We start from the raw sequence: 11,533 nt of genomic DNA, 5'->3' as shown, positions 1-11,533 counted from the left end.
CTGTTAGAGATCCACCTCATGGCTGATCGTGGTCCACACACTCTCGAACCACGCCCGGGCCTGGGCGACGTACTGCGAGGAAGTCGAGGAGGGGTCATCCGTCAGCGAATGGTGGAACAGCACGGTGTCCCTGCCCATGACGTCGTAGAGATCCTTGCGCTCACCATCAAGGCGAGCCGTGTGGCGGACGACGGGGTAGAAGCCGAAGAACACCTGCTCATGGTTGATCACGTACAGCTTGAAGAACGGCGTGGCCGCATAGGCGCGCACCTCCACCGACGCGTTCCGCACGAGGCCGAGATCGGCGAGTTCGTGCACGCTGTCGGCCACGAGCTGGACGCTCCGCCGCAGAATCCGCCGAGTTCGCTGCATGACGTCGGTTTCGTCGGCAGGGCCGTCGACAAGGCGCGGCAGGAGCATCGGCTGCTCCATGTCCGGGATGAGGATGCGTAGCGAGATCGAGTCGGGAGTAAGCCTCCCGATGCGGACCTTGTCGAGCGGCTCCTGGAGCACTCCCGCCAGAGTCTCACCTGAGAACCCGGCGAAGTCGAGCGAGACATCCCCCTGCTCGAACGCCCGCTCCAGGTGCGGACGCAGTTCGACGGGACGCTCGGTCCGCTCCCGGACGAAAACACCGCTCCCCTGCCGGGAGACGACGAGCCCTTCGTCCCGCAGAAGCCGGATGGCCTGCTGGACGGTCATCCGTGCCACGCCATAGGTGGCGGCCAGCTCCGTCCCGGAGGGGAGCTTCTCCCCCGGCTCGAATGTCTTGGTAAGGATCGCCGCCCTGAGTGCGTTGGCCACCTGCTTGTACGGCGGTCGCGGATCGTCGGGGTCCAGGCTCATCACACCGGAAGTCTAGGTTTACCTAGCCTGCCTAGCTGGGTTTTCGCTAACTCCCTTGACAGGGAAGTCACGGAACGTAATCGTTCAAGCATGCCTAGGTGACCTAGACAAGTTCCCCCGCCAGAAGGACAGGCCAGATGACCGATGACACCAGCACCCTTTCGCCCAAGCGCTCCGGTGAGGTGCGGCCGGAACTCGTCGACGCGACGATCCGGCTTCGCCCAGGTGGTCTCGCCTGGCGACGTACCTTCCCCGGCCGCTTGGAGCAGGTGTCCCGCGCCCGCCGCTTCGTACGGTTCCTGCTCGAGGACTCACCTCTGGGCGACGACCTCGAGCTGATCGTCGCCGAACTCGCCGCGAACGCCGTCGTACACACGAGCAGTGGCGAGCTTGGCGGCACATTCATCGTCGAGGTCACCCGGAAGCCCCAAATCATCCGCATCCCCGTCTACGACTGCGGCTGGGGCGGCACCCCCAGCTTCACGCAGCGGAAAGGGGATGAATTGGCCGAGCGGCAACGAGGGTTGGCCATCGTCGCCGCCCTGGCATCGCGGGTCGGCTTCCGCGGCACGCAAGCCATCGGCCACGCCGTCTGGGCCGAACTCCTAACAACCGACCCCGAGACCAGCAACCGCGACCTCGCCTCTCGCAACCAGTCATAAACCGCGATGGGCGGGCCGACATGCTGCCAATCGGCATGGACGTCGCCAGTCAGCCATTGCGACCCCCCAGGGGCGATAAGGACTTATGGAGATGCCGGCCTATGGCGAGCCCGGCCGGATCGAGGTTGCAACCCTCGCAGGGGTCACGAGGACCGCCATCCAGGGCCTGGCCGACGCCGGATTCGTCATGTTGCGACCCCTCGTGTGGGCGATTAGGACGCCCACCTGGAAAGAGGTCGCGACCCGGTACGGGTTCAGGTTGCGACCCCTCGTAGGGGCGATGAGGACCCCCACACCCCCGGAGATCCCCCCATGCCTCGCATGTTGCGACCCCTCGTAGGGCTGATGAGGACCGATGCGCCCTGCACGAGCTACGCACCAAGGACATGTTGCGACCCCTCGCAGGGGTGATGAGGACGCCCGCTCTGCACGTCCGGGCGCTACAACCTGTGCCGGTTGCGACCCCTCGTAGGGGTGATGAGGACCCCTATCTTGAGATGTACGGTGCGGCCGGGCATCGCGCGTTGCGACCCCTCGTAGGGGCGATGAGGACCGGTCCCCTGGATGACAGACGTGAGACCGGTGTACCCGCTGTTGCGACCCCTCGTAGGGGCGATGAGGACACTTCGAGGACCCGAACGGCGGGTCGTTGAATTCGAGTTGCGACCCCTCGTAGGGGCGATGAGGACCCGTGGCAGCCGAAACCGAGGGGCTGGGTGCTGTGGGTTGCGACCCCTCGTAGGGGCGATGCCCACGGTAAAGCCGCAGGTCTTGGGGTGCAACAGCGGCTACTGAAAGAGCCGTTTTGCAGCGAACCTCCGGTTGTGCAGGAAACCCGAGAGATCTGCTGCAAAACCATGATCGACAGGGTCGTCGTCATGACGGAAAAAGCGTAATCCACCCTCGCGCCCGCCGTCGTCATCCCGTCTCGTCCTCCAGGTGGGCGCGCCACGGAGAACGCCGAGGTCAGGCACCGGTCTCGGCTTTCGTCCATCTGTGTTCCACGAAGGCAGACGCAAGGAGGAGAGCGGTGAGAGTACGGATCGAGGTGGCCACGGCGGCGACCGAGCTCGCGTGGGCGAAGGTGCTGGCTCCCGGGCGGTCCCTGGCGTACGACCTGCTCGCGCGGGAAGCGCCGGACCTGGGCCGGCAACTCCACGCGCAGGGAGCGGGGCCGTACGGCATGGTTCCGCTGGGGCACAGCGCGCCGGTCTTTCCCCAGGCGCGGCGGCGTCGCGGGGCGTACGCCCTCGGAGGCCGCGGCTGGGTGGAGCTGGGCAGCCCGCTGTTCGAGGTGACCGCCGCGCTGGCGCAGGGAATCAAACGGCGGGAGCTGCTCGACTGGGGCGGCGCCGCGTTGCGGATCCTCAGCGTCGCACCGGTCGAGCCTCCGTCGTACGCGTCGGGGCGTGGGCGGTTCCGGACACTCACCCCCGTCGTCATGAAGGGCACCGGCCGGGAAGAGTCGGGCCAGCGGACCACCCGGCAGGCGTGGCTGCTGCCGACCGATACCGAGTTCCCCGTGTTCTTTCAGCGCAACCTCCGGCGGAAGGCGGAGACGCTGGGGCTCGATCCCGAGGTGTCGCTCACCGAGATCTCCTGGATCGGCGCGAAGCGCTCCTTCGCCGTCGGCCAGGGTGCGAAGCCTGGCGCGCCCGTCGAGGTGGAGTTGACCGGGCCACCCGACACTCTGCGGGCCATCTGGAGCTGGGGTCTCGGCGCGGCCAACGCGGCCGGTTTCGGCTGGGTGGCCGCTTGAGCCACGTCGACCACGACGATGGGAAACGTCCGGTGCTGACCGCGCATCCCCTGCAGCGGGTGGGCGCGTACGCGCTGGCGTTCCTCGGCGGGGCGCGCACACCGGAGCATCTGGCGCCCTCGGCCTTCGACGACGCCGTCGGCATCCTCACCGAGGACGCCCTCCGGGCGGCGCTCGTGCGGGACACCAAGCACGACCAAGGCTTCTGGCTCAAGGCCAGCATGTCGTTCTTCCCGAACTCGAAGATGAATCATCCGAGCAACGCCAAGAAGGACGACGAGGAGATCCGCACCGCCGTACGGGCCTGGCGCAGGTGTCCCGAACCTGGCACATGGCCGGAAGCGGCGTGTGTCCTCTGCGGGCGGGCGGCGGTCGGTTTCTACGGCAAGAAGGACGTCCCTCTGGCCGAGAGCGACGTCTACCGCAACACCACACCGCGCGGCCATCAGGGGATGGCGTTGTGCTGGCCGTGCCTGTGCTGCTTCTACGCCCTCCCGTACGGCTGCCGTCTCACTGGCGGACCCTCCATCGCGCTGCACAGCTGGGACGAGCGGTTCATGTCACGGACGGTGTCCCGCCGGGTCGAGCGGAGCCGGCAGTTCATCGCGCTGGGCACGGCCGACCCTCGGGGAGGGTCCGATCGGGAGACGCTCGCGCTGCGCGCGTTGCGCGACCACGACGACCGGTTGACGGCGGGCGTGGAATTGCTGGTCTTCAGCAACAACAACCGGGGACAGACCCTGGAAATTCAGTCGATGGACCAGCCGCTCGCCGAATGGCTGCGGCTCTCCGCCCGGCTGCCAGCGCGAAGGCGGGGTTTCCGCGCGTTGCTCCGGGCTCACGCCAGGCCGGGCCGCCCGGGCGTCGTCGGCCTCGCTCGCAACGCCTTCCGATTCACGGAGCTGATCGCCGGAGCCTGCGCGCGCTACCTGACCCGGCATCTCGACCGCGGCGTGATCAGGAGCGACTCCGCGGACCTGGCCGAACTGTGCTTCTCCCTAGTGATCGAGGTGATGCGGATGAACCAGAACGAGATCGACGAGATCAGGGCCGCCGGAGGGCAGGTGGCCGCGTGGCTGACGGCGGAGAACTCGGCCGGGAAGCTCCGGGAGTTCAACGCCACCCTCAAGGAGCCCAAGCGCATGCGGCACTGGCTGATGCGCCGCAACCTCGACGCCCTGCTCGATTCCCGCACCTCGGTGGCAGGGCCTCTGATTACGGAGGAACAGTTCCGGCTCCTCTTCGATCCCGAGGTGGAGCAGGCGTGGTTCCATCGTCAGCTTCTGGTCGTGTCAGTCGTTCAGCGGCTCCACGAGCAGGGCTTCAGACCGGCCGACCGGGCGGAGATCGCGGCGGAGCTGGCGGCCGAGGAGCAGGACCAACCCGAAGATCTCGTGTTCGCGTCGGACGAGAAGGAGTCGTAGATGAGCTACCTGGTGGGAAAGGTCGTTCCTGGACATCGTGGCGGGGGCGCCGAACAACGGGCTGGGTGAGGACAACGTGGCCCGCGTCAAGCAGCTTCGCGTCGGGCGCGACGTGCATCCGTACGTGTCGGCGCAGGCGTTCCGGCGCTGGCTGCGTGACTCGCTGCCCTCCTCTGAGCCTGTGTCGCCGGTCATCCGGTCGGGCAGCGGGCAGAAGCAGCAGGCGTACACGAGGGGCCGGCCCGATCTCTACCTGGACGACGACCTGTTCGGCTACATGGTGGCGGTCAAGAACGACAAGGCGAAGACCTGCCAGCGGGAGACGGTGCTCGCCACCGGGACGTTCGTGTCGGTCGCCCCGCGCGCGCCGGAACGCGACTTCGGCACGATGAGCCGTGGCTTCGCCGCCGGGGAGAACCCGGTGCTGCACGGTCATGAGTTCTACAGCGCCGAGCTCGCCGGTGACGTGCTGCTGGACCTGCCCAGGGTCGGCGTCTTCGAGATCGACGGCAGCGGGCTGAAGGTCGCCCTGCCGGAGCCCGCCGCCAAGGAGGCGCGCGAGCGGGGCGCGGAGCCGGTCACGTTCCGCGGCTGTGAGGCCCTGCGGCTTCCGGTGGAGGAGCGGCGCCGCCGGGCCGCGCTGCTGCTGCGGACGCTGGCCGCCGTACGCGGCGGAGCGAAGCAGTCGATGCACTACGGCGACCGCACGCCGGCGCTGGTCCTGCTCGCGCCGCTCAAGGGTGGGATCAACCCTTTCACCAGGGTGCTGGGGGTCCGGAACGGCCGGGCCAGGTTCGACCCCGCCGTGCTGCGCGCGGAGATGCAGGCGTGGGCCGACGAGCTGGACGGGCCGGTCATGCTCGGGTGGGCGCCCGGGTTCCTAGGCGACCAGCGTGATCAGGCATGTGCCGAACTCGCCGACCTGATCGCCGCCGATGACCTGGTCGTCGATCATCCGCGGATCCTGCTCGGGCGGCTGGCGGAGCAGATCGAGCGAGGCGAGCGGGACACGTGGTTCGAGGATCCGAAGGCATGACGGCGACGGAATCGCCGGATGAGGTGTCGCCCAATGTGCCGCCGACGATCCAGGCGCTGGAGGTCACGGTCACCGCGCCGCTCGTCTCCTTCCGCAACCCCCTGTACGCAGGGGTTCAGGTGGCGCTGCCCTGCCCGCCGCCCTCGACGGTGGCCGGCATGCTCGCAGCGGCGGCAGGCGGATGGGGCTGTGTCTCCCTGGAGACGCGCTTCGCGATGGCGTTCCACGCCCGCGGCGTGGGGGTCGACCTGGAGACCTATCACCCGCTGGACGCGTCGGGGAAAAAGGCCGATCCGACGCCCCGGGAGCGCGGTTTCCTCTCCGGCGCGACGCTGACCGTATGGCTCACCGATGAGATCGGATCGTGGGAGCGCAGACTCCGCAGGCCGGTGTGGCCGCTGCGGCTGGGCCGGAGCCAGGACCTGGTCAGGGTGACCACGAGGCGGGTGGCGCTGTGCCCGGGCCCCGGCCGCCAAGGCTCGGCCGTGCTGCCCGAGGGCGTCGCCCCTGTGCTCGCCGGAGCGCTGCCCGCCGGGACGTTGCTGCGGCTGCCGACCGCGATCTCGCCAGACCGGCAGCGGACCTGGGACGGGTACCACTTCGACGCCTCCGGACGCAGCGACCTGCTGATCTGCGCGGAGTGGTCGGACGAACAGGGCCGGGCGGTGGTGCCGCTACCTCCGGTCCATCCCGGGCATCTGTCGGCGGTGGTGTGAGGTGGGGTTGGGTGACTTGCTCGCCAAGAGCGACCCGCCGGAGCGGCTGACCGCTCACCTCGCGGCCACCCTGGAGGGCGCCGCCGCTGTGCGCCGCCGGGTCGGAGCGATTGCCGTGCCGGCTCGGGTCGCCGAAGGGCTGTTCTGGCCGGCGGTCTGCCTCGCCGCACTCTGCCATGACGCCGGGAAGATCCCGTACGGGTTCCAGGCCATGCTCAGGGGGCGCATCAGATCCTGGGGCGAACGGCACGAGGTGGTGTCGCTGGGCTTCCTGCCGGGCCTGATCACCGACGAGCGTCTGCTCGTGTGGGTGGCCACCGGCGTCGCCACCCATCATCGTGCCCTCGACGGCGGACACAGCTCGCTGGTCCGGGCGTACGGCGGCGCGAGTGAGCAGGAGTGGCGCGACCGCTTCGAGCCGGTTCCCGGGGACGTCGCCGGTGAACTGCGTGAGTGGCTCTACGAGACGGCTTGGCAGGCGGGACTGACGACGGCGCCCTGCCCGGATGGGCCCTTGGACGTCATCGCGAGTGCGCGGCGGGTCTTCGACCTGCTGCTCGACCAGTGGGAGATGCCGGCGTCCGCGGACGAGGGGCTGACGGCGGTGCTACTCCAGGGCGCGGTGACACTGGCCGACCACGTCTCCTCCGCGCACAGCACGTTGGACGCGTACCAACCGCTGGGGGCGGACTTCCGGCCGCTGCTGGAGAAGGCGTTCGCCGACCGCGGCCGGAACCTGCGCCCGCACCAGACCGGCGCGGCGGAGATCGACGGGCATCTCCTCTTGCGTGCCCCGACCGGCTCGGGGAAGACCGAGGCGGGCCTGCTGTGGGCGGCGGCGCAGGCTACGGCGATCACTGAGGCGACCGGTGGCGTGCCGAGGGTCTTCTTCACCCTGCCCTACCTCGCTTCGATCAACGCCATGGCGGTACGGCTGGGCACGCTGCTGGGCGACGAGACGCTGGTGGGGGTGATGCACTCCCGGGCCGCCTCCTACCACCTCGCCGCCGCCATCTGCCCGGAAGACGGCGAGGACGCACAGGCCGACGCCGCGCGGAAGGCCGTCTCCCGGGCGGCGGCGACCCGGCTGTTCCGGGAGACCGTGCGGGTCGGCACGCCGTACCAGATCCTGCGTGGCGTGCTGGCCGGACCGGCCCACGCGGCGACGCTCATCGACGCCGCGAACTCGGTATTCGTGCTGGACGAGTTGCATGCCTACGATCCCCGGCGGCTCGGCTACATCATGGCGACGGCGGGTCTGTGGGAGCGGCTGGGCGGGCGCGTCGCCGTGCTTTCCGCCACGCTCCCGGACGCCCTGGCCCACCTCTTCCGGGACACGCTGCGACGGAACGTCCATCTGGTCGAGGCGTCCGCGGCGGGTGCGCCACGACGACACCGGTTGGCGCTGCGGGACCGGCATCTGACCGACCCTGACTCGGTCGACGAGATACGCGGCAGGCTGACGCGTGGCGAGTCGGTGCTCGTGGTGGCCAACAACGTCGCCGACGCCCAGCACCTGTTCGGCGAACTCGCACAAGAGACCGAGGTCGCTTACCTGCTGCACGCGCGCTTCCGCCGGATGGACCGCTCGGCCATTGAGGCGGCGATCGCCGAGCGCTTCGGCACGGGCCGTCCCCGGCGTCCGGGGCTGGTGGTCGCCACCCAGGTAATGGAGGTGAGCCTCGACGTCGACTTCGACTGCCTGTTCACCTCGGCCGCACCGCTGGAGGCGCTGCTGCAGCGGTTCGGCCGGGTCAACCGAGTCGCCGAACGGCCGCCCGCCGATGTCGTCGTGCATCAGGCGGCGTTCGCTCCGAGGCGGGGGCGGGGCGAGGACCACGCCGACGGCGTCTATCCACGGGAGCCGGTCGAGGCGGGCTGGGTCATCCTGGGCCGCCATGACGGCGCGGTGGTCGACGAGGGGGAGGCGAGGCTCTGGCTCGACGAGGTGTACGGCACCGCCTGGGGCCAGGAGTGGCACGACGAGGTGCTCCGGCACCGGACGGAGTTCACCGACGCCTTCCTGAACTTCGCGCATCCGTTCAGCAGCCGAGACGACCTCGGTGAGCGGTTCGACGAACTGTTCGACGGGACGGAGGCGGTCCTGTCCAGCGATCGTGACGCCTACAAGGCGAGTCTCGGCCAGGTGCCTGACGTCAGGGCGGCCGGGCGTCTGCTCGCCGAGCGCTTCCTGATTCCGATACCGTTCTGGGCGGCGCCGCTGACGACCTGGGAGAAGCGCCTCGGGGTGCGGATCGTGGAGGCCGACTACGACGAGCGGCTCGGCCTCGGCGAGATCCGCGGACCGGCCGCCCGTGAGTATCAGGCGGGTGAGGTGCTGTGATCGGCCCCGAGGACGTCGGCGGCGTGCACGTCAAGTACCTCTACCACTGCCGACGCCAGCTGTGGCTCTACGCACGGGGGATGCGACCCGAGCAGCTCAGCGCCACCGTCCAGTTGGGCGAGGCGGTGCACGAGACCTCCTACACCCGAAGCTCCCCGGTCGACCTGGGCGCGGCGAAGCTGGACCACCTCGACGGCGCCGCCTGGGTGCACGAGGTCAAGTCGTCGTCGCGGCCGAGCCGAGCCGACGAGGCGCAGGCCCTGCACTACTGCTACCGGCTGCGGGCCGTCGGCGTGGACGCGCAGGGCGGAATCCTCCATTACCCCAAGACCCGTCGCACCAAGCGCCTGCCGTACACGGCACAAGCCGCGGAGCAGGCCGAGGCCGACATCGCCGAGGTGCTGGCCGTGGTGTCCGCGCCCGATTCACCGCCGCTGCTCGCCCGGTCCGCCTGCCGAGGCTGCTCCTACGCCGACTACTGCTGGAACGAATAGATGCCAACCGCCGCCCGTACCTATTGGCTCACGACGTCCTGCCGGATCCGCCGCAAAGATCAGTCTCTGCGGATCGAACGGCCCGAGGGGGCGCCGGTCCACATTCCGGTGACCGACGTGCGCGACATCGTCGCCTGCGAGGCCGTCGATCTCAACACCTCCGTGATCAGCCTGCTCAACCAGTACCGGATCAACGTGCACTTCCTCAGCCACTACGGGGACTACGCCGGTTCGCTGCTTACCGCGGACACCAGCGTTTCGGGGCAGACGGTGATCGCCCAGGTGGGGCTGGCCGCCGATCCGGCGTCCTCCATGGAAATCGCCCGGGCCATCGTCGCCAGCACCGCGGTGAACGTGCGCCGGGTCGTCGACCGCAAGCTCCTCGACCGGCCGATGGCCGTACTCGCAGCGTCGATCACCGATGCCACCACACGAGAGCAACTCATGGGCGCGGAGGGCACCTTCCGCCGCTCGGCCTGGGCCGTACTGGACACCCGCCTCCCGGACTGGCTGCGGCTCGACGGCCGCAGCCGCAGGCCTCCGCGCAACGCGGGCAACGCCTTCATCAGCTATGTGAACGGGATCGTCTACGCGCGGATGCTCTCGGCGATAAGACTGACGCCGCTGCACACGGGCGTGGCTTTCCTGCACAGCACGATGGAACGCCAGCGCCACTCCCTGGTGCTGGATCTCGCGGAGGTGTTCAAGCCGCTCTTCGCCGAACGGCTGCTCCTCCGGCTCGCCGCGCGAGGTCAGCTCAAGCCCGCCCATATCGAGACGGACATCAACCAGGCGATGCTGAGCGAGACGGGCAGGAAGCTGGTCGTCCAGACCGTCAGGGACGAACTGGCTGTGACGATTCAGCACCGGTCACTGGGCCGCAACGTCGGCTACGACGAGTTGCTGTATCTGGAGGCGCTTCAGCTCACCCGCAGATGCCTGGAGGGCACGCCGTACAAGCCGTTTCGGATCTGGTGGTGAGACGACGTGTACGTGGTCGTGGTCTACGACACGCTGGCGAAGCGCAACGCCGCCATCCTGCGGCTGTGCCGGCAGTACCTCCACCATGTGCAGCGCAGCGTGTTCGAGGGAGCGCTGAGCCCGGCCCAGCTCAAGAGATTCCGCCATCGAGTCGAAGAGGTGATCGACCAGTCGTACGACAGCGTTCTCGTCTTCACCTTCCCACCCGGCACCTCCCCCGAACGCCAGGAATGGGGCGGCGCCCAGCCCGCCCCCACGGACATCCTGTGAAGCACCCCTTGATCATCATGCTGATTGCAGCAAACCTCCCGGGTTCCGTGCACAACCGGAGGTCCACTGCAAACTTTCGCCTCAACCAGGCGCTAAGATCCAGCCCGACCTGCCGCTTTATGGTGGGGTCCTCATCACCCCTACGAGGGGTCGCAACCCGATCGCCGCGTACGTCAGCCCTTGGGCGCGTAGCTGTCCTCATCACCCCTACGAGAGGTCGCAACATGGGCGTAGCCGCCGCACAAGGCATGTGGCACCGGTCCTCATCACCCCTACGAGGGGTCGCAACCCTAGCGCCCGCCAGTGTGTCACCGCGACGCCATCGTCCTCATCACCCCTACGAGGGGTCGCAACGTGACCGGCACCCGACTGCCGGTCTGGGTGAGGCAGGTCCCCATCGCCCCTACGAGGGGTCGCAACCGAACCGCGACGGTCAGTGTGTCGGACGTGCAGGGCAGTCCTCATCGCCCCTACGAGGGGTCGCAACCCGACCCAGACGAGGATCGCGTCCACAGTGCCTTCGTCCTCAGCGCCCCTACGAGGGGTCGCAACCTGATCCTGTCGGCGGATCCTGAAAACTGACCCCCTGAGGTACTCCGAAAACTAACCCCCTCCGAGACCTTGGAGGGTGCTGAAGGTGGAGGACTGGGCGGAGATACGCCGTCTGCATCGGGCAGAGGGCGTGCCCATCAAGGAGATCGCCCGGCGGCTGGGCGTGGCCCGTAACACGGTGCGGGCGGCGTTGGCCTCGGACCGGCCGCCGAAGTACGAGCGGGCCCGTCGCGGCTCGGTGGCCGATGCCTACGAGCCGCAGGTGCGGGCGCTTTTGCGGGAGTGGCCGAGGATGCCGGTGCCGGTGATCGCGCAGCGGATCGGCTGGCCGTACTCCGAAGGGCCGTTGAAGAAGCTGCTGGCGCGTATCCGCCCGGAGTATGTCGGCATCGATCCGGTGGATCGGGTGACCTATCAGCCCGGCCAGCTCACGCAGTGCGATCTGTGGT

11 protein-coding genes and 2 CRISPR repeat arrays are annotated in these 11,533 nt (G+C 68.9%); of the genes, 10 read left to right on the top strand and 1 reads right to left on the bottom strand.

Translation table 11 applies throughout. The annotated features are described in order from the left end of the window. Nucleotides 1-3: 3 nt before the first annotated feature. A complete protein-coding gene (locus HHX40_RS07670) occupies nt 4-846 on the bottom strand; it encodes a GntR family transcriptional regulator (RefSeq protein ID WP_182879991.1) in 843 nt (280 codons plus the stop codon). Nucleotides 847-983: 137 nt separating this feature from the next. On the opposite strand from HHX40_RS07670, the gene HHX40_RS07665 reads away from it, so the two are divergent. The 10 genes from HHX40_RS07665 to HHX40_RS07620 all read left to right on the top strand — a co-directional run. Then, nucleotides 984-1,508: an ATP-binding protein gene (locus HHX40_RS07665; protein WP_182879990.1), complete on the top strand. Its 525-nt coding sequence runs from the start codon at nt 984-986 to the stop codon at nt 1,506-1,508. 189 nt (nt 1,509-1,697) lie between these two features. After that, a CRISPR array of direct repeats spans nt 1,698-2,263; the repeat unit is 30 nt; unit sequence GTTGCGACCCCTCGTAGGGGCGATGAGGAC. 275 nt (nt 2,264-2,538) lie between these two features. Beyond that, nucleotides 2,539-3,267 (top strand): CRISPR-associated endoribonuclease Cas6, encoded by a 729-nt coding sequence (locus tag HHX40_RS07660; protein ID WP_182879989.1) that lies wholly within the window; start codon nt 2,539-2,541, stop codon nt 3,265-3,267. Next, nucleotides 3,264-4,691 (top strand): hypothetical protein, encoded by a 1,428-nt coding sequence (locus tag HHX40_RS07655; protein ID WP_220498854.1) that lies wholly within the window; start codon nt 3,264-3,266, stop codon nt 4,689-4,691. The genes HHX40_RS07660 and HHX40_RS07655 overlap by 4 nt, the downstream gene beginning before the upstream one ends. Before the next feature lie 37 nt (nt 4,692-4,728). Continuing rightward, entirely contained in the window at nt 4,729-5,727 is a 999-nt protein-coding gene (gene cas7i / locus HHX40_RS07650; RefSeq protein WP_310737986.1) for a type I-B CRISPR-associated protein Cas7/Cst2/DevR, read from the top strand. Then, nucleotides 5,724-6,443, top strand: coding sequence for a CRISPR-associated protein Cas5 (cas5, locus tag HHX40_RS07645; protein ID WP_220498853.1), 720 nt, complete (start codon nt 5,724-5,726; stop codon nt 6,441-6,443). Before cas7i ends, cas5 begins: the two co-directional genes overlap by 4 nt. A 7-nt stretch (nt 6,444-6,450) precedes the next feature. Continuing rightward, complete coding sequence (gene cas3, locus HHX40_RS07640; RefSeq protein WP_182879988.1) at nt 6,451-8,787, top strand: CRISPR-associated helicase Cas3'; 2,337 nt, start codon at nt 6,451-6,453, stop codon at nt 8,785-8,787. Further along, a complete protein-coding gene (locus HHX40_RS07635; protein WP_310737985.1) occupies nt 8,784-9,281 on the top strand; it encodes a CRISPR-associated protein Cas4 in 498 nt (165 codons plus the stop codon). Before cas3 ends, HHX40_RS07635 begins: the two co-directional genes overlap by 4 nt. Then, complete coding sequence (cas1, locus tag HHX40_RS07630; protein WP_182879987.1) at nt 9,282-10,262, top strand: CRISPR-associated endonuclease Cas1; 981 nt, start codon at nt 9,282-9,284, stop codon at nt 10,260-10,262. Nucleotides 10,263-10,268: 6 nt separating this feature from the next. After that, nucleotides 10,269-10,532, top strand: a complete 264-nt coding sequence (cas2, locus tag HHX40_RS07625; protein WP_182879986.1) for a CRISPR-associated endonuclease Cas2 — start codon at nt 10,269-10,271, stop codon at nt 10,530-10,532. A 127-nt stretch (nt 10,533-10,659) separates the two neighbouring features. Beyond that, nucleotides 10,660-11,084: direct repeats of the CRISPR family, unit length 30 nt; unit sequence GTCCTCATCACCCCTACGAGGGGTCGCAAC. Between the two features lie 76 nt (nt 11,085-11,160). Next, the coding region (locus HHX40_RS07620; RefSeq protein WP_182879985.1) for a helix-turn-helix domain-containing protein at nt 11,161-11,533 on the top strand (373 nt) is incomplete at its 3' end.

Source organism: Microbispora sp. H10949, assembly GCF_014161435.1.
Taxonomy (GTDB): domain Bacteria; phylum Actinomycetota; class Actinomycetes; order Streptosporangiales; family Streptosporangiaceae; genus Microbispora; species Microbispora triticiradicis.
Note: the sequence above shows the minus strand (reverse complement) of the source record. Positions and strands in the feature narration are given on the sequence as shown.